The 19,250-nt window shown below is 35.7% G+C and carries 17 protein-coding genes; 12 read left to right on the top strand and 5 right to left on the bottom strand.

The window, feature by feature from the left end; translation table 11 throughout:
* Nucleotides 1–10 precede the first annotated feature (10 nt).
* The 4 genes from DDD_RS14745 (at nucleotide 11) to DDD_RS14730 (ending at nucleotide 3,414) form a co-directional block, all read left to right on the top strand.
* The gene (locus DDD_RS14745; RefSeq protein ID WP_015363738.1) at nucleotides 11–1,105 is read left to right on the top strand and encodes an NAD(P)/FAD-dependent oxidoreductase; all 1,095 of its coding nucleotides are present in this window, start codon (nucleotides 11–13) and stop codon (nucleotides 1,103–1,105) included.
* Between the two features lie 131 nt (nucleotides 1,106–1,236).
* Entirely contained in the window at nucleotides 1,237–2,274 is a 1,038-nt protein-coding gene (locus DDD_RS14740) for an SAM-dependent methyltransferase (protein WP_146250818.1), read from the top strand.
* A 12-nt stretch (nucleotides 2,275–2,286) separates the two neighbouring features.
* A complete protein-coding gene (locus tag DDD_RS14735; RefSeq protein ID WP_015363735.1) occupies nucleotides 2,287–2,790 on the top strand; it encodes a cupin domain-containing protein in 504 nt (167 codons plus the stop codon).
* Nucleotides 2,791–2,904: 114 nt separating this feature from the next.
* Entirely contained in the window at nucleotides 2,905–3,414 is a 510-nt protein-coding gene (locus tag DDD_RS14730) for a hypothetical protein (protein ID WP_015363734.1), read from the top strand.
* Nucleotides 3,415–3,584: 170 nt separating this feature from the next.
* On the opposite strand, the gene DDD_RS18265 is transcribed toward DDD_RS14730, so the two are convergent.
* Together DDD_RS18265 and DDD_RS18260 are read right to left on the bottom strand one after the other, a co-directional pair.
* Nucleotides 3,585–3,935 carry a methyltransferase domain-containing protein gene (locus DDD_RS18265; RefSeq protein WP_015363732.1) on the bottom strand — a complete coding sequence of 117 codons (351 nt, stop codon included), beginning with the start codon at nucleotides 3,933–3,935 and terminating at the stop codon, nucleotides 3,585–3,587.
* A gap of 5 nt (nucleotides 3,936–3,940) precedes the next feature.
* Nucleotides 3,941–4,288: a class I SAM-dependent methyltransferase gene (locus DDD_RS18260; protein ID WP_015363731.1), complete on the bottom strand. Its 348-nt coding sequence runs from the start codon at nucleotides 4,286–4,288 to the stop codon at nucleotides 3,941–3,943.
* Between the two features lie 198 nt (nucleotides 4,289–4,486).
* Between DDD_RS18260 and DDD_RS14720 the strand changes: the two genes are divergently transcribed.
* Complete coding sequence (locus tag DDD_RS14720; protein ID WP_015363730.1) at nucleotides 4,487–5,074, top strand: 2OG-Fe(II) oxygenase; 588 nt, start codon at nucleotides 4,487–4,489, stop codon at nucleotides 5,072–5,074.
* The gene (locus DDD_RS14715) at nucleotides 5,075–5,695 is read left to right on the top strand and encodes a DUF6624 domain-containing protein (protein ID WP_236613383.1); all 621 of its coding nucleotides are present in this window, start codon (nucleotides 5,075–5,077) and stop codon (nucleotides 5,693–5,695) included.
* Nucleotides 5,696–5,698: 3 nt separating this feature from the next.
* Here DDD_RS14715 and DDD_RS14710 read toward each other — a convergent pair whose 3' ends face one another.
* The gene (locus DDD_RS14710; RefSeq protein WP_015363728.1) at nucleotides 5,699–6,475 is read right to left on the bottom strand and encodes a carboxypeptidase-like regulatory domain-containing protein; all 777 of its coding nucleotides are present in this window, start codon (nucleotides 6,473–6,475) and stop codon (nucleotides 5,699–5,701) included.
* Between the two features lie 206 nt (nucleotides 6,476–6,681).
* Between DDD_RS14710 and DDD_RS14705 the strand changes: the two genes are divergently transcribed.
* Nucleotides 6,682–8,526 carry a PLP-dependent aminotransferase family protein gene (locus DDD_RS14705; protein WP_015363727.1) on the top strand — a complete coding sequence of 615 codons (1,845 nt, stop codon included), beginning with the start codon at nucleotides 6,682–6,684 and terminating at the stop codon, nucleotides 8,524–8,526.
* A 113-nt stretch (nucleotides 8,527–8,639) separates the two neighbouring features.
* On the opposite strand, the gene DDD_RS14700 is transcribed toward DDD_RS14705, so the two are convergent.
* Complete coding sequence (locus tag DDD_RS14700) at nucleotides 8,640–11,057, bottom strand: zinc-dependent metalloprotease (RefSeq protein ID WP_015363726.1); 2,418 nt, start codon at nucleotides 11,055–11,057, stop codon at nucleotides 8,640–8,642.
* Nucleotides 11,058–11,161: 104 nt separating this feature from the next.
* Between DDD_RS14700 and DDD_RS14695 the strand changes: the two genes are divergently transcribed.
* A complete protein-coding gene (locus DDD_RS14695; RefSeq protein WP_015363725.1) occupies nucleotides 11,162–11,545 on the top strand; it encodes a hypothetical protein in 384 nt (127 codons plus the stop codon).
* On the opposite strand, the gene DDD_RS14690 is transcribed toward DDD_RS14695, so the two are convergent.
* Nucleotides 11,542–12,714 carry a GlmU family protein gene (locus tag DDD_RS14690; RefSeq protein WP_015363724.1) on the bottom strand — a complete coding sequence of 391 codons (1,173 nt, stop codon included), beginning with the start codon at nucleotides 12,712–12,714 and terminating at the stop codon, nucleotides 11,542–11,544. The genes DDD_RS14695 and DDD_RS14690 overlap by 4 nt on opposite strands.
* Nucleotides 12,715–12,799: 85 nt before the next feature.
* On the opposite strand from DDD_RS14690, the gene DDD_RS14685 reads away from it, so the two are divergent.
* The 4 genes from DDD_RS14685 (at nucleotide 12,800) to DDD_RS14670 (ending at nucleotide 19,116) form a co-directional block, all read left to right on the top strand.
* Nucleotides 12,800–13,858, top strand: a complete 1,059-nt coding sequence (locus DDD_RS14685) for a DUF3810 domain-containing protein (protein WP_015363723.1) — start codon at nucleotides 12,800–12,802, stop codon at nucleotides 13,856–13,858.
* Between the two features lie 61 nt (nucleotides 13,859–13,919).
* Nucleotides 13,920–14,657, top strand: a complete 738-nt coding sequence (locus DDD_RS14680; RefSeq protein WP_015363722.1) for a hypothetical protein — start codon at nucleotides 13,920–13,922, stop codon at nucleotides 14,655–14,657.
* Nucleotides 14,658–14,849: 192 nt separating this feature from the next.
* On the top strand, nucleotides 14,850–17,801 hold the full coding sequence (locus DDD_RS14675) for an amidohydrolase family protein (RefSeq protein WP_041567491.1): 2,952 nt from the start codon (nucleotides 14,850–14,852) through the stop codon (nucleotides 17,799–17,801).
* A 1-nt stretch (nucleotide 17,802) separates the two neighbouring features.
* Nucleotides 17,803–19,116, top strand: coding sequence for an amidohydrolase family protein (locus tag DDD_RS14670; protein ID WP_041567490.1), 1,314 nt, complete (start codon nucleotides 17,803–17,805; stop codon nucleotides 19,114–19,116).
* Nucleotides 19,117–19,250 lie beyond the last annotated feature (134 nt).

Raw genomic sequence — 19,250 nt, 5'->3', positions numbered from 1 at the left:
ATAGGCTGTTATGAACAAAGAAAAGTATGATGTTATTATTGCAGGAGCAGGTCCATCTGGGCTTGCTGCTTCTTTGACCTTATCGGCTTACGGAATTTCACATTGCATTATAGACGCAAATGAGGCAGCGGTTCCTAAGCCAGGTGATGCCTTGCCTCCTACTTCCAAACCTTTGTTCAAACAATTAGGGATTCTAGGACTATTAGAAAGTAAAAAGCACATTCCTTATTATGGAAACAAGAGTATTTGGGGAACAAATATTGCACATCAAAAAGAGTTTATAGAAAACAAGCATGGACATGGTTATTTATTAGACCGGCTGCATTTTGAAAACCAATTGAGAGAATTAGTACAAGAAAAGCAAACGCCTTTTTATAAGAAACATCAAATTAAAAGAATTACACAAAACGAAGATCAACTAGAAATAAGCATGTTCCATAATTCTACAAAGCCGCAATTGCAAGCCAGCTATATTATAGATGCCACTGGTAGAAAAGCATCTATATGCAGGCATTTAGGAATCGTAAAAGAAGAAATGGACCAGCAAATGACTTGTACGTTCTGGCATGAATCTGCTCATAAAATTGAGCGTCAAATCTGGATAGAAGCCACAGAAAATGGTTGGTGGTACCTTTCGCCATCTTCTGATAACAAGGTTAATGTTATGTTTTTTACGCTCAAAGAGCTTATACCAAAAAAGAGTAAAATGCCAGCTTTTCTAAAAAAAGAGCTTTATAAAACTCAAGAAATACGACTTATCATAAAACCTACTGACAAAGAGCTTTCAGATCATAAAATAATGCCTAGTGGAACCAGTTATTTAAAGAAACCTTACGGTAAGAATTGGCTTGCTGTAGGTGATGCTGCTTTTTCTTATGATCCGATTTCTTCCTATGGCATTACATCTGCCATTGCATCTGGTTATTATGGAGCACATGCGATTGCAAGTCAACTCCATAATGAAAAGGATGCTTTTTTAAGTTACCATTATATCATCACCAATGGCGCCAATTCTTATGTACAAAAACTGACACATCAGTACGCAATGGAACAACGATGGCCAGACAGTTACTATTGGAAGAATCGTTTGGTAAAGCAAGAGTGATATTTACAAAAAGCACGCTTTCGCGAAAGCGAGAATATAATAATACCTTTAATCTACATCATGTTATTATTTAAAAGGCTTTTGTGCTATAATTTCAATCAGCATCAAAATGAATATTTTACCTTTATAAATTGAAAAGTACCGGAATGAATTATAAAGAGAAAATTCTAAAAGTTACAGCCACCTATTTTGATGATAAGATCCAGTATGATAAGCTGTTTAAAGCCACACAAGAATTCAAATCAATTTTAGAATTTCTCTCAGAACAAGACCTGAATATAGAAAAAGGTAGGGTTGATATGGAATCTGAGAATGGTAAAGCCATTGGAGCTTATTGGGCAGGTTTGTGCCTAGATGACGTAATTAGAACGAGACAGTTCATTAGAGGAATAGATAGAGCAGTTCAAGAACAATTAAAGGAAAAGAAAAAGATTCATATTCTTTATGCAGGAACTGGACCTTTTGCAACATTGATCATGCCTATCATCTTTAAATATGCTCCTGAGCAAATATCTTATACATTTTTAGAAATCAATCCCTTTACCTTTGAAGTACTGCAAAAAGTAGCTTCAAAAATAGGTCTCGATCAATACCATATTACTTTTGTAAATGACAATGCCACAACCTATCAAATAAATACTAGTAAACAACCAGATGTTATTATTAGTGAAACCATGCAAAACAGCCTCATAAAAGAACAGCAGGTGCCTATTTATATGAATCTAATGAAGCAAGTAGGTCCAGAAACTGTTTTTATTCCTGAAAAAATAGCGTTACATTTTGGATTCAATAAAAAAGCCGAATCCATAGAAGAACAGTTTGCTACATCTAATATTTATCCTTCGGTAAATGTATTTGAAGTAAGTAAGAAATCATTTTATCCATCGAACAATACAGAGTGTAATATTAATAATTCAGAAGTTTTTTCTGAACAGCAATGCACAATTACCAAGGAAGACTGGCAAATATATGACTGTCTTCTACTACTAACAGAAATAGTTATTTACAAAGATATTCTTTTGCCTTATAATGCTAGCGGCCTCACCACTCCTATGTTAATTGAGAAAGTTGATGCTTTTCGTAAAAATCCTATTCAAATTACTTCTCAATATAAGATTTCTGCTCAACCGCAATTGGAGTATTCTATTGATAATATAAAATATAATTAAGCCTTAAAACTTATGCTCTCAGCACAACAAATAATCGATAAGTTAGAATTACAACCACATCCAGAAGGTGGCTATTTTAAAGAAACCTATAGAAGTACAGGAAAAATACCTCAAGAAAGTCTAGGAGATGGTTATAGTGGAAAACGTAATTTTTCCACTTGTATCTATTTTATGCTTACCTCAGAGAAGTTTTCTGCATTGCATAGGATTGAACAAGATGAAATCTGGCATTTTTATTATGGTGCCCCTATTAAATTACATATCATAACTAATGCTGGCGAGTATAGTACACATATGATAGGACGTAATATAGAGAATGGCGAAGTTCCTCAATTTGTAGTTCCTGGTAACTGCTGGTTTGCTGGTGAGGTCATAGAAAAAGATAGTTTTTCATTAATAGGTTGCACGGTTTCTCCTGGATTTGATTTTGACGATTTTGAATTAAAATCCAGAAAAGAACTTACGGCACTTTATCCCAATTTAAAAAAAGAGATTGAGAGGTTAACGCATCACTAACTCTATTCATAAATGCGGAATTTTTTATATATTTCTTCTCTAATCAGAGTTATCGTTAAAACCATTCCAATGAAAGATAAAATTAGTGACTTAATCATCCAAATCATATAGGTAATGATAGGTGTGTTTTTAGGTTTTTTAATCTCCAACTGGTCTGCAAGCAATAGAGACGAAGAAAAAACCAGTGTGGTTCTTAACAGCATTGAAAACGAAATTCAGAGTAATAAAAGTAAAATTGAAAATGTTATCGACTACCATCGTACACTACGTGATAGTACGCGTTATTATTTAAATCAGCAATTTGTTAAACCGGTACGACCTACTTTCTTTAGAGGTGTAAATACAGTGATTCTCAACAACAGTGCTTTTGAAACGGCCATACAAACTGGACTTGTCACCAACATACCTGTGGATGAAATCCAGCGTCTGAATGATATTTATGGCAAGCAGGAATCTTACAAGCAATTCTCAAACATGTTACTATCCGGTTTGATTACTATGGGTTTTGACGGTAATGAGAAGGCTATGAAACGTTTATTGATGTACTTATCCATTTCTATGACAGACATAGTTATTAAGGAAGAACAATTGCTAGAAAGTTATACCGCTGCTTTAGAACTTTAATCTTAACCTATTGATAAGGTATCTATTTGAATTAATGAACAGTAGTAAGAAATTAGGTTTAAAAATAATCTCGCTTTCGCGAAAGCGGAATAAAGCGACTTACAAATACCTGTTTTAAATAGGTTGATAAACAAGAAAGCTATTTTTATTTGAAAAGAATTAAAAGCCAATTATTGCCTAACAAATACCATACAATGTTGCCATGGTAAGTTGGTTGAATTACTTTCTAATTTGAAGCCTGCTGCTTTCATTTCCTTTACGGCTTGCTTTTCACTCATTTTATGCACCTCTTTTATGGGTACGCTAGAATCTTCTGCACGGTACTCAATCAAGTAAATTTTACCATCAGCTTTTAAAGCTTTTTTGATGGATGCGATCATTTCTACCGGGAAACTAAATTCGTGATACACATCTACCATAAGTATTTTATCTACGGAATTCTCAGGTAGATTAACGGTCTTTTCACTGCCTTTTATGGTCGCAACGTTATTGATTTGTGATTGTACAATTCGTTGATCCATCACCTCTAGCATTTCGTCCTGAATATGAACGGCATAAACAAACCCCTAGTTAAATTTGGTGCCATTTTAAAAACATGATAACCAGATCCAGCACCTATATCAGCAATGGTGTCCCCTGGTTTAAGATTCATATTTTTTAATAATTTTGAGGTGTTCTCTTCCTTTTCCCGTTCTGGCCTATCTAACCAGCTCATACCTTGATAGCCCATCACATAAGCAATTTCTCTTCCCATATACCACTTTCCAGTACCATTAGGATCTCCTTTTTTATAGGTATATACATCTTCTTCTTTAGTCTCTTGAGCTATAACTACACATGGTAGTAACAATAATAGTAGTATGAATTTATTCATAAGAAATGTTCGTGATTAATAATTATAATTTATAAGTCGTTTTATAAGGAATTACTTGTCAAACGGTTAAAAAGAATTTAAAAATTAACTATATGGAACATCAATGCGCTGTTTGTGTAAATCAAGGACTATGTTTTTATATACAAATGAATTTAAAAAAAACAGTATTTTTAAGACTTACAACTAACCATATTTCTCATGTCCATTAATTATACATTCGGATTACCTTTACTCCACAATTTTGCTGAGTTCATATACTATCAAGGTTTATTTCTTCCACATGAGGTAGATAAAATCATCGGTTTTTGGGATGACGATAAAACCATTAAAGCCACGTTGAGCGGCGATAAAAAATACAATGATGAGCTGCGTAAAAGCTCGGTTATGTTTATTGATAACACACCAGAGAATGATTGGATTTATAGCAAATTAGGAGCATTGGCCATCAATTGCAATAGAGAGCGCTATAATTTTGATTTATTAGGATTTCATCAAGAACTTCAACTCACAAAGTATTCTGAAGGTAATTTTTTTGATTGGCACTTAGATTTTGGAGCAGGAGAAATCTCTGCTAGAAAATTAAGTATGACCATTCAATTATCTGATGAAGAAGAGTATGAAGGCGGCGATCTACAGTTTATGATTAATAAAGAAATTGTGACTGCACCAAGGAAAAAAGGAACCATAGTTATTTTCCCTTCCTTTATTATGCACCGCGTCACTCCTATTACCAAAGGCACCAGACAAAGTATCGTAGGTTGGGTTTCTGGGCCACCATATCGATAAATGACTATTTTTTTAATGTACCATCAAGATGTAATTGAAGAGATTATTGCACTCAAAACAGCAGATTTAGCTTTGCGAGATCGGCTAGTAAAAGAAGGAAAGTTATTTGAAGGCTACCATAAAGCAATGGAAGAGCTGCATATTTCTAATGCTCATAGGCTCAACGAGATTATTGATCAATATGGATTTCCAATCCTCGAAAAAATAGGTAAGGAAGCTAGTCAAGCTGCATGGCTAGTGGTACAGCACGCCATAAGTTTACCTAGTTTTATGAAAAGGTATCAAGAGTTGCTGATGAAAGTGGAAAGTCCTAGTCAAATATCGAAAGAGCAATTAGCTTATTTAAGCGATAGAATAGCCGTTTTTGAGGAACAACCACAACTATTCTGTACTCAGTTTGATTGGGACGCCAACGGTCTTTTGAGTCCGCAAAAATATGATGATCTATCAACGGTAAACAAGAGAAGGAACCATTTAGGATGGAACACTGTAGAAGAGCAAACTCAAATCATAAGAGCACAAGCCGTAAATGAAAACAACCATTGCCCTAATAACCTTGAATCGCGTCAGCAAGAGATGAAATTATGGAAATATAAGGTAGGATGGTTGAGAAAGTCTTAGAGGTTATTCTTTCTTTGTTTTAGTCTTTAAAAATTCTTTACTCTTTTTATCTAGTAACGCAAGAAACTCCAGTTCATTCCCATAATTTAAAAGGTTGAAATCAAAACTTTTTGATTCCACATAACGAATAAATTCCTCTACTCGATGCTCTGGTATATTGAAATTATTTACCAGAAATGAAGAACCTAAGTAATATTTAATAGATTTAGCTGGTACTTCTGGTACACCAGCAGATTTTTTATCTTGAACTTCAGATCTAAAAAGAGGTATCAACAATTGATCTACAACATTCGTTAAGTTCAAACTATTAACAACTTGCATCGATTGAGATTGCACACCTATTTCTTCAATTTGTTCTTTGTTATTTCCACCAAAGTCTTTGATATCTTTCTTTACTCCAAAGTAAGCTGCGTTGGAATTTAAAACATAAGGCTTGGATCTAGTTACATCTTGTTTTAAGTCTCCAGTCAATTTGTTGGCCGAAACGATGACTACCTCGTCTAGTTTTTCAATTTCTTCAATTAAGAATACAAATAACTTTTTAGAATCTATTTGTGCTTGATTTATACGTAAATCAAAGTTTTTATATTCAATGGCTCTCACTTCAATCAAGTCATTCAAAGCAACTTCTATAGTAAAGGCTCCTTTTGCATCGGTTAATGTTCCCTGTTTAGAATTGGTATTGTAAATGGTGATCCCATAAATATCGCTTCCTTCTACAATAATTTTACCATCGACCTTTGTTCTGGAAATATCTTGACCAAAAATGGTTGTACTCATACAAAACGCTACTAGTAAACAGATATATCTCATGATCTTAATTTCCTATAAAGATAATCTCAAACCGTCATTATTAGTAACATGAAATAGATAACTTTCTGTTAAATAAGCTCATCATATGACGTCTTTTACGCAATGAAAAGGTCTTGTTAAAGCTTTTCTATCGGTTCTAATAAACCCTATTTTTGCAATTAATAATCAAGGATATGACACAAAAAGCAAAGATTGTAAGTTTCTTAAAACAAGTATTAAATCATCAACCAGCTGGCTGGGTAGATATTACCACACATAGACTGGATATTTATAATGAAAAACTGGCCAAAACTCAGTTCCTAGAGTATTTTGAAAACCTATACAAGGACGATGTTGCAGATGCTGCTGCTTTAGAGAACTTACCTACGGCTTATGATTATATTAGATTAGGTCATCCGCTTTCTTGTGTGTTAGAATGGGCAATAGCAAAGCAACATGGCATTGATGCAGAGAATGTTATTAGTTTTGCTTCACAAACAGTTCCAGTTCTAGCGGTGTTGAGAGCAAACTTATTTCATAAGAAAAAGACCCAAATTAATTATTTAGGTGAATTACCTGAATCTTTTAACGATCAATTGATTAAAGAAATTTATGGTTACCATTTTGAATTGAATCAAGTTTCTAATATTTCTGAGATAAAAGCCTTTAATGGTAGTACAATTTTCATCGCTAAAAAAGATAAAATTGATACGGTAGAAATGAATCCCAACGTAGATTTTTCCATCAGTTTGCATGGCCGTTTAGGAAGTATTCTTGTCATTAATGGTGAAGATAATAACGATTACGTTGCCGATATACAGCATGTGCGTAGAAGAGAAACTGTTGCCATGACTCCAGCCGACTCCCTAACTGCATTGCACGAATTTGTTGGTGAATCTATTGGTGTTGTTGATAGTAATTTAGAGAATAACAAAGCAAGTGTTTTAGAATCCATTAAGGAAATTACAGGAACTCAAATCACTCCATTAGTAGGTTCTAGTGGATTGTCTGTTCAATACGCGATCATGATGGGACTGATTCATGATGCACAAGAAAACCATCATGGTAAAGCTATTAAATTTGTTGTTCCACCTAATTGTTATGGAGGTACAAACGATCAAGCTAGACGCGTAGCTGCTTGCTTAGATCATATAGAAATTGTAGACCTTCCTGTAGATGGTGAAAATGATATGGTGCAAAGTATTGATCGTGTTTTAGAAAATATCGCACAGCAAGACGCCATACCTTATATCATTGCAGAGATACCAACTAATCCACGTGTGGAAGTTCCAGATCTTGTTAAATTGAAAGAAGTTCTTAGTAAAGAACGTAAAACAGCAAATGGGGAGACCGCTATCGATCCAGTTTTTATTCTCGATCAGACTTTTTGTCCCAACGTTCACTTCTTAGGAGAAAACAAGATGCTTAGCACAGTAAGAACTATTGCTTATGCTAGTGGATCTAAATTCCCTAGTGGTGGCCGTTGTACCGCTGGTTATTGCGTAGGAAACAATAAAACACAACGATTGATGGATAAAATTTCCTTGCATCTAGAACTTTGCGATAATGAAGCGACACAACTTCAATATGAAATCCTTGCTGAGCAATTGCCATCTATGAATCAGCGCATTGCAGATGCGTACAAAAACACACGTGAATTTGTAAGCTTTATCGAGGAAACACTGCCTAGTGCCAAAATCAATTTTGTATCAGAAGAGCTTGCCAGTGAAGGTTTTACTCCTTCTGTATTCTCAATGGATTTACCTACTCAAGGAGCGACTGAGGAAGAAAAGGAACGATATAAAAGAGAGTTAAATCTTAAATTGATCAACTTAATGATCACCGAAATTCCTGATGAAAGTAAATTTTGTGTGAGCTACGGGCAATTGAAAGGCTGCTACTGGACTATTCCAGCGACATCCACTCAAGGAACCACAAAGGAAGGCGATAAAGATTACATTGTTCGTGCTTCTCTTTCTCCAGATCTTGATTTAGAGAAACACAAAGAAGTTTTTCAAGACTTTGTAAATAGTATTTAATACAGTACTTATCATTAAATCAAAAGCTCTTAAAAGGTTTCTAACTTTTAGGAGCTTTTGTATTGTTGTTAAAATCTCGCTTTCGCGAAAGCGGAAATCAAATTCTAAAAAGATTAGCTTCCAGAAACTCCACAGCCAATAGGACTTCCATCAGGAATACTAGGCAAAGGCTTCACTTTAAATAATTCTGGATGTGCATTGAAGTGTTGTATTTGAGATAAGAGTTCTTTGTCAAACGCTTTTCTTTTACTTAAATCGTTTTCTATTTCATCCAGTTGATATCTTGCAGCAGCTTTAACTTGAACGATAGTTCTAGAGCTAGCGATTAAATTCATAAGGTGATTTAAAAATAATTCTTGGTTACTTTGAATAATCGCAGTTCCGTACGAATCGTTAGTATTTCTGTCCATAAATACTTGATCAGATATCTGAGAAAGAATTACGTCTAGTGTCATTGCAGCACTATCAGAATCGGCATTATTTTGTTTATGTAAAGCATTTTGAGTAGCGATTCTATTCATACGATGCGGATGAAACAATAAATCAAAAGTCATATCCACGCTAGTTGCAGCCGCTGTTAATGCATCAAATGTAACACCGGTTTTTGATTTGAAACTTTCTCTAGTTCTACCATAACCATAAGCTCGTGGTGGAAATAGGTCCAACACATTTTTAGGGATTTTTAAATTCGCCGGATCGATGGTTTTTAAAATTGCGCGCAAAGCTTCTTTTTGATTTACAGTGGCTACATTTTTAAACTCAGCATTTGTTCCATCTTTTGTTTCATACTCATACGCTACTCCACCTATCAATTTTACCGTTGCTTCTACTTGATAGCGATGGGCAAAATAAACTGGTACAAAAACATCTTCTAAAACACTCAAAGGTTCACCAGACTTGATATTATGAATCGAGAATTGATTCATAGCAATCTGTCTTACGTTCAATATATGTTTTAATTCTTCTGCCGGATTTTCGCCATTATCCCACAAATGCGCACTAGCATTTGCGCCACCTGCAGCTCTTGCATCACTATCTGAAATAAATTTATGCTGGGCGGCAGTAGCTTTTTTCAGGATGGATGCTAAATATTCGGCTTCAGTTTGATTTTTATTAGGCAATCCATAGGAATATTGAACGGTCAAATCATCCCAGCTTCCGATTCCTTCAGCATAAGCATCTTTTAAAGAAATTTCACCATCTATAATATCATACTTAGGATGCGGATAATCCATTACACTTGTGCGGTTCTCAGTACTTGCGGCAAAATTATGAGCAAAACCTAGTGTATGACCTACTTCATGAGCTCCTAGTTGTCTGATTCTTGCTAGCGCCATTTCCATCATCGCATCATGATTATCATCATTTTCATTAAATGGTTCTTTTAACAACCCTTGTGCAATCATAAAATCCTGGCGGATGCGCAAACTTCCTAAACTTACGTGACCTTTAATAATCTCACCAGTTCGTGGATCTACCACGCTACCGCCATAACTCCAGCCTCGCGTACTGCGATGTACCCATTGAATGATATTGTAACGCACATCCATAGGATCGGCATCTTCTGGTAGCATTTTTACTTGAAATGCATTAGAATATCCAGCCGACTCAAAAGCTTGATTCCACCAGCTTGCACCTTCTAATAAAGCACTTCTTACTGGTTCTGGTGTGCCACGATCTAGGTAATAAATAATAGGTTCTACAGGCTCGCTTACGGCAGCTTGCAGATTTTTCTTTTCTAATCTATGGCGTGTAATAAATCGCTTTTGAATCGGCTCATAAACTGGTGCGCTGTAATCCATATAACTTCTATAAAACGATCCACTACGAGGATGAAATACTCTTGGTTCATAATTACTATCTGGCAACTCCACAAAACTATGGTGCTGAATAACCGTGATACTACTAGCATCTGGTGCAACACTGCGTACTTCTCTACCAGTAGGTGTTCCTGTAAACGTAAGCATGGCTTCAAACTCGGTGTTTTTAGGAAAACTCTTGGTGTTTTCCATCCATAAAACGCTGCGAGATTTATCTAATTTATAAGCACCTTGTTTGCGGTCTTTTAAGCGTTTTGCAACTCCGTGAGCATCTTGCATCAAGAATGGAGTCAAATCGATTATGAAATTACCGTTTTTCTTTTCTTTTATCTCAAAACCGAATAATACTGATCGTGCGAAAGCTTGTTCTATAGAGGCTTTTTCGTCTGGATTTGTAGAACTGGCACGATAGTTTAAATTAGGTTGCATTAATAATAACTTATTCCCACTTTTGATCCATTTGACTACTACTCCATCACCTAATTGTCCTCGATCTAATCCTAAATCGTTAGATCCTACACCACTAGTTAAAGAGTGGACATAAAGAAATTCTTTATTCAAGTCTTTGACCTCTAGAAGTATAGTTCCTTTATCTTCATTATAGGTAAAATCGTAATAGCCTGTAAATGGTTGAGATGATGTTGTGGATTGCGCTTTCGCAAAAGCGGAAACCAACAAAAACAACAAAAAAATGTGATAGAAACTTTTCATGAGCTAATTTTAAAAACTAAAGGTAGCGGATTCTTACAAGAATTAAAATAATAGAAACGCAACCTTTTAATATTACTTGCATCTATTGAATAAATGACCCAGCCATGAAAAAGTTACTTTTCTTATTTTCATTAACACTCATCGTAATTTCTTGTAATACGGATGATGATAGTTCTAATACTAATCTAGGAATAGAGGGAAATTGGCAATTAGTTGCAATTCTAGCCGATCCAGGTGATGGTAGCGGTACTTACCAACCAGCGACTGGAAAAACGCTTCAGTTTCTATCTACTGGAGTGGTAAATTGCAATGTAAGTTTTTGTTTTGGTAGTTTAACACAAGCAACAACCACAGGTACATATGACACAGCCAACACCACGATAGATGTAGATAATTGCACAGGTACTTATGTACTCAATGGGAACATGCTTGAAGTAAATCATTTTTGCATTGAACCTTGCGGAGAGCGTTATGTCAGAGTTAATTAATCTTTGCGGTACTTTGTGGTCGCCTCAAAAATATGATCTAGAATATCGATGTCCATTTGTTCAAGTGATAAACCACGTCTTTTCATAACGACATCGGCAACCTCATAGGCTTTATTAGTCTTATAGGTCATATTACCTTGTGGTCCACCCCAATTGAATGATGGGATAAAATTACGAGGATAGCCAGCGCCGTAAATATTAGCACTTACTCCTATCACCGTTCCTGTGTTGAACATGGTGTTGATTCCACATTTAGAATGATCGCCCATCATCAAACCACAAAACTGTAAGCCAGTTTTGGCAAAACGGCCTGTTTCATAGCTCCATAACTTTACTTCGGCATAGTTGTTTTTTAGGTTACTCGTATTCGTATCTGCTCCTAGATTGCACCATTCTCCAAGAACTGAATTTCCTAGAAAACCTTCATGTCCTTTATTAGAAAAGCCAAAAATAACAGAGTTGCTAACTTCACCGCCTATTTTCGAATGTGGCCCTACGGTAGTCGGCCCATAAACTTTAGTTCCTAGTTTAGTAGAACTATGATCACAAAGTGCAAAAGCACCGCGTATGATAGATCCTTCCATCACTTCGGCATCTTTACCTATATATATAGAACCTGTAGACGCATTTAAAGTAGCAAATTGAAGTTGTGCTCCTTCTTCTATAAAAATGCGGTCCTCATTTATATAATTTACAGAATCAGGAATAGGTTGACTTTTTCTTCCTGCGGTGATCAAATCAAAATCGGCTTCTAGGGCTTTACCATTTTTTGCAAAAATATCCCAGGTAAAGTCTATAGCATCCACTTCTTCTTCTAAGAAAAGAACTTGCTCTAGTTCTATGGTAGGCGTATGCAGTTCTTTAACGCGGTAAGCGATGATCTCATTTCCAGCCAGCAATTTTTGTTCTGGTTTCAAATTCTTGATCGCTTTACATAATGCAGCTGTGGCAAAAACATTTCCTGCAATAACGATATTATCATCAGTTTCCACCAAAGGATATTTAGCCTGCAGGTATTCTTCTGTTTGAAAGCTTACTTTTTCACCTAGAAGTTTTTCCCATTTCTCTCGTAGTGTTAAGATTCCACAACGCAGCTCACAAGTAGGTCGTGTATATGTAAATGGTAATAAAGTGGTGTGTTTATTAAAGTCTGATAGGATGAAGTTCATTTCTGATCAATTTGAAATTCAAAGGTCGTAAAAGAATCACCAAAACAAATATATTTGAGTAAAATTTAAAAGAGGTTCCTACTGCATGCGTAAAAATCGATTACTGCTTATCGCCATTGGTTTATTTTTTCTTCAAATCTTGTTTTATTATAGTTTGCGATATTTTCCTGCGACAGTAGAATCGTTATACAGCACTGGAATTTATCCTTATATCGCAAAAGCGATGCGGTTTGGTCTTGGTTGGATTCCGTTCTCGTTTGGTGATATCGTTTATTCGGTTTCTATCATCATGATCATAAGATGGTTGTGGTTGAGTAATAGGGATTTGATCTCGCTTTCGCGAAAGCGTTACACACAACTATTTCTTTCCTTAAATATAATTATTGCCCTTTTTCACTGCATGTGGGGTTTTAATTATTATCGTGAACCATTGCATGAAGTTCTTGATTTAGATAATGAGTATACCACCGAAGAACTGGAAACCGTAGTTCGTCAACTGATTTATACTTCAAATAAATTGCATGATCAACTACAGCCGGTGGATTCTTTGCCAGTTGTTTTTGAGCGTTCTCAATCAGAGCTTTTTGAACTCGCACCACAAGGATTTGAAAATATTGATCACATTTATCCAGCATTGAGTTATGGAAATGCGAGTATCAAAAAATCCTTACTTACCATACCGTTATCCTACATGGGATATAGCGGTTATTTGAATCCGCTGACTGGTGAGGCGCATACTAACGCTTGGATCAATAATTACAAAACACCAGTTCTTACCTTACATGAAATGTCGCATCAGTTGGGTTTTGCAAAAGAAAATGAGGCCAATTTTATTGCCATCATTGCAGGAATGAATCATGACGATCTATATTTTCAGTATAGTGCGTCCATTTTTGCACTGCGCTATTGTATTAATGATTTGTACCGACGTGATCTTGAAAAGTATGAAAACATTAGACCATTAATCAAGGATGGTATTTTTAAAAATTATAAAGAACTAAGAGATTTCTGGAAGCAATATGAAGGTGTTATTGAAGATGTTTCTCAAGTCACTTATAACGCTTATCTCAAAGCAAACAATCAACCTGGCGGAATGGAAACTTATAGTTATGTGGTAGCCTTGTTAGTGAATTATTATAAGTAGGTAACGTTCTATTTGCTTGAAAACGTTTACCTTTCCTATCTTATAAATAAAAATCAACCTAATGAAAAATTTAAGTACTATCATTTTTATAGCATTTCTTTGTCTAAGTATGCTTTCAACAGCTCAAAAGAAAAAAGTCGCTGTTATCACCTTTTATGCTAACAAAACAATTGATTTATCGAACATTAGTGGTGCCGCTGACCTAGCAACTAAGAACACCAGTTTAAGTGAAGATCCTAATTTTAATCTTACGGAGCCTTTAAAAAAGTTGCACAAAGCCTTTTTTGCAGAGTATAAAGAGAATTTTGATTTTGAAATAATTGATGAACAAACTGTTCTGAATAATGAAGCCTACAAAGCTTTCAAACCAGTGTATTCACAAGGTAAAAATCTAATTACGAACTCTGAAACTACAGTTGCTATTGATGGATATCAAGCAATTCCAGCATATAGAGATAATGTTAAGGCTTTAAAATCAGTTGCAGAAGCCCTAGACGTAGATGCTATTATGTTTGTGAAATTATCGTTTGGTTTTGTAAAAACCGGTGTTGGTAGCTTCGGCTATGTAAGTATCCAAGCGAGATATAGTATGGACCTATATACTAATAATAACAATAGTATTTTTCAATTCAATGAAGTTGCAGGGTCCAAAAAGAAAGCAGTAATGGTAGGTGGAATTCCAGTGATGACTCCTAAAAAGATACAGCCTATGTGTGAAAGTGCAGTTGAAAAATTAATGAAAGACCTGAATAAAAAAGTAAAACGTCTTGCTAAAAAAGCAAACAGAAAGATGAAATAAATCATTTTAGAACACAAATTATAAGCTCAAATTAACTGTGAATTTGAGCTTTTTTTGTGAGTCATTTTTAATGGATGATTAAATAAAGCTTAGGTTATCAACAGGTTTTAATTCAAATTCATGTTTTAAGAAATCTTTATGAGAAAGGTTCTTTTGGGATTTGGCTATCTTTATCAAATAAATTTTAATTACATGAAAAGAATACTATCTCTCATGCTTTTGGCTTGCTTTTCTTTGCAGGCACAAGAGTATTTCCCTAACAATGATGACATTAGCGCGGTAAGTCATATCACTCGCGTTATAAAAAATGCCAATATTGTTACGAGTCCAGGAAAAATGATCACTAATGGTACCATAATTATCAAAAATGGTAAGATTGAAGCCATAGGTAATAATGTTACCATTCCTAAAAACGCTGTTGTAGAAGATGCTGGCGGTAATTATATCTATCCATCCTTTATTGAACCATACGGTGATGTGGCGATGAAAACTCCACCTAGAGCGCCAGGAAGCAGTGTTGCTCAATATGATGAAGGTCGAAAAGGCTACTACTGGAATGATCACATCAGAGCAGAGCAAAGCGCCATGAATTTCTATGAATATGATGAAAAAGAAGCTCAGAAATTTATAGATGCTGGCTATGGTACATTACAAACACATTTACACGACGGTATTGCTCGTGGTAATGGTATGTTGATTGCTCTAGATAATGAAGGCACTAATGCCGAGCGTATTTTAAAACAAGAGAGTGGTAATTTCTTTTCTCTTTCTAAAAGCCGTCAGTCCAGACAGTCTTACCCTACTTCTTTAATGGGGACACTTGCATTGCTACGTCAGACTCACTTTGATGCAGACTGGTATGCAAACGGTCATTCTAAAACCAAAGACCTTTCTTTAGAGGCTTTGAATGCAAAGAAAAATCTAGTTCAAATTATTGAGGCGGGAAACAAGAAAAATGTTTTAAGAGTTGATAAACTAGGTGATCGCGTAGGAAAGCAATTTGTTATCGTAGGTGGTGAAGACTCTTATGAAATGATAGACGATATAAAAGCAACTAATGCCTCTTTAATTGTTCCTATCAATTTCCCTGATGCTTATGATGTTTCTAATCCTAATCTAGAATGGTTTGTGAATTTAGGAGACATGAGAGAATGGAAACAAGCTCCAGGTAATTTAATGATGCTTTCTAAAGCTGGTATTACTTATGCCATTACTACAAAAGATCTTAAATCGCCGGCTGAATTGATGAAAAATCTTAAAAGAGCTATAGAATATGGCCTTACGGAAGATCAAGCTCTTGCTGCCTTGACTACTACTCCTGCAAGTATCTTACAAGTGAGTAATATGGTTGGAACTTTAGAAAAAGGAAAGCTAGCCAATTTTATTATGACCTCAGATAAATTATTTGAAGACGATACTGTTATTTATGAGAATTGGGTAAAAGGATCTAAACACATATTAAAAGATAGAACGACAAAGGATATCGATGGTGACTATACTACCACTATCGGTGGAACTACCTACGACCTTGCGATTAAAGGAAAAGGAAAAAAGGTTACTGTGAAAATTGATAGTACAACATTAGGGTCAAAGATTACTTATGATGGTGACTGGATCAATATCGTTACTACTCAAAAAGATGCTGAAGATAAAGCCTACACTCGTTTTCTAGCAACTTCTGAAAATGAGCAGCTCACTGGAACAGCATACTTGACTAACGGTAATGAGGTTCGTTTTACAGCTGTGAAGGCAGAAGAAACTAAAGATGAATCCAAGTCAAAAGATGAGGATAAAGATGAATCTATAGCTGAAATGGGAACGATGACCTTTCCTAATATTGGCTACGGTAGTATTTCAAAACCTCAAGAGGAAACTGTTTTGTATCGCAATGCAACCGTTTGGACTAACGAAGAAGAAGGAATCCTAGAAAATACAGACGTACTTGTAAAAGATGGAAAGATTTCTAAAATCGGTAAAAACTTAAGCGCAGGAAGCGCACGTGTTGTAGACGCAACAGGTAAACACTTAACCTCAGGTATTGTCGATGAACATTCTCATATAGCCATTGATAACGGAGTAAACGAGGCAGGACACAATTCTACTGCAGAGGTTACCATAGAAGACGTGGTAGACCATGAAGATATCAACATTTATCGTGATCTTGCAGGTGGCGTAACTACTTCTCAACTCCTGCATGGTAGTGCAAACCCTATAGGTGGACGTAGTGCGATCATTAAACTAAAATGGGGCTATAAGGCAGACGAGATGATTTATGACAACTCACCTAAGTTTATAAAATTTGCGTTAGGTGAAAATGTTAAGCAATCTCGTTATCAATATGGAGTTCGTTTTCCGCAAACTCGAATGGGTGTTGAACAAGTTTTTGAAGATTACTTCTCAAGAGCTAGAGAATATGCTAATTCTAAAGGTAAAAGTGATTTCAGGTATGATGAAGAGATGGAAGTGCTTTTAGAAATTTTAGAAAGCGAGCGTTTTGTTTCATGTCACTCCTACGTACAGAGCGAGATAAATATGTTAATGAAAGTTGCAGAGAAGCACGGTTTCCGTATCAACACATTTACACACATTTTAGAAGGTTATAAAGTGGCTGATAAAATGGCAGAGCATGGTGCAGGTGGTTCTACATTTAGCGACTGGTGGGCATACAAATATGAAGTTAATGACGCCATACCTTATAATGGTGCCATCATGCACTCGCAAGGTGTTCTTACAGCATTCAATTCTGACGATGCTGAAATGTCAAGACGTTTGAATCAAGAAGCTGCCAAAGCGGTGAAGTACGGTGGTGTAAGTGAAGAAGAAGCATGGAAATTTGTTACTCTTAACCCAGCAAAGCTTTTACATATTGATGACCGTACAGGAAGTATCAAGAAAGGAAAAGATGCTGATTTAGTGCTTTGGAATACTAATCCGTTGAGTGTTACCGCAAAGCCAGAAATCACCATGATAGATGGAATTGTATTTTTTGAGCTGGTACGTGACTTACGCTTTCGCGAAAGCATAAAAAAAGAAAGACAACAATTGGTAAATGAAATGATCCTTGCAAAGAACAAAGGAATGAAAACGCAAACACCGAAGAAAAAAGACAAAGGTCTGTATGAATGCGAAACAATCCACTGGTAAAATGAAGACAATGAAAAAATTATTATATACAATTTGTGCCTTATTTGCCTTACATGCAACAGCACAACAGACCCCAGCACCAGAACAAACTGGAGTTTATACTATTATGAATGCTACGGCTCACATAGGAAATGGTGACGTTATAGAGAATTCAGTTATAGTGATAGAAAACGGTAAAATTACCGCTATTGCAGATGCTACAACGGTACGCATGGATATTAAGGGAGAAAAAATAGATGCCTATGGAATGCATGTATATCCTGGAATAATTGCCATGAACTCTACTTTAGGACTTGTTGAAGTTGATGCGGTTAACGCAAGTGATGATGAGCGCGAGATAGGAACTTACAATCCGCATATAAGATCAATTATTGCTTATAATGCAGAGAGTCGCGTGGTAGAATCTATGAGACCTAATGGTGTATTGATAGCGCAGGTAGTACCTCGTGGCGGACGTATTTCTGGTAAATCTAGCGTAGTACAGTTAGATGCGTGGAACTGGGAAGATGCCGCAATACGCACTGATGATGGGATTCACATCAACTGGCCTTCTAGTTTTAGTAGATCTGGATCATGGAGAAATCCAGGACCCATAGAACCAAGTAAAAATTATGATGAACAAGTTACGGAGTTGACAGACTTTTTGAATAGTGCAAAAGCATATAGCGCAACACCTAATCCAGTAGGAGTCAATTTAAAGTATGCTGCATTGAAAGACGCAATGAATGGTGATGATAATATTTATTTTCACGTAGATGGAGAAAAAGGTATTAGAGATGTTTTAACTTTTGTGAAAGCAAACAATGTCGAAAAGCCTGTTATTGTAGGTGGTCGTGAAGGCGATAAAGTTGCTGCAGAATTAGTAGCTATGAATGTTCCTGTACTTGCTAGTCGTGTACATGATCTTCCTGCTCGAGAAGATGAAGATTATGATATGCCCTATAAATTTCCAAAATTACTAGCTGATAAGGGCGTGATGGTAGCTTTAGAAAATTCTGGAAGTATGGAAAGACATCAAGCTCGTAACTTCCCTTTCTACGCTGGTACTGTTGCAGGTCATGGAATGGATATGGAAAAAGCTTTGATGATGATTACTTTAACTCCTGCAAAAATTCTAGGAATCGATAAAGATTACGGTTCACTTGAGCAAGGTAAAAGCGCTACTCTATTTATTTCTAGAGGAAATGCATTAGATATGCGAGGTAACCAGCTGACAAGAGCATTTATCGACGGTAGAGACATTTCTTTAAATTCTCATCAAACGGAACTTTATGAGCGTTATATGAATAAATATGATGCTGAGATAAAAAGGTGAAAAGACCGTATATCGATTAAGAAATCTTGAAAATCAAAATTTCTGATTGAAACATAACCTGTGAGGTTTTACCATTTTAAAATGTATTTCTATTTGAGATGCATTAAATGGGAATCTTACAGGTTTTGTCTTTT

Origin of the sequence: Nonlabens dokdonensis DSW-6 (assembly GCF_000332115.1) — a bacterium.
Classification (GTDB): Bacteria; Bacteroidota; Bacteroidia; order Flavobacteriales; family Flavobacteriaceae; genus Nonlabens; species Nonlabens dokdonensis.
Note: the sequence above shows the minus strand (reverse complement) of the source record. Positions and strands in the feature narration are given on the sequence as shown.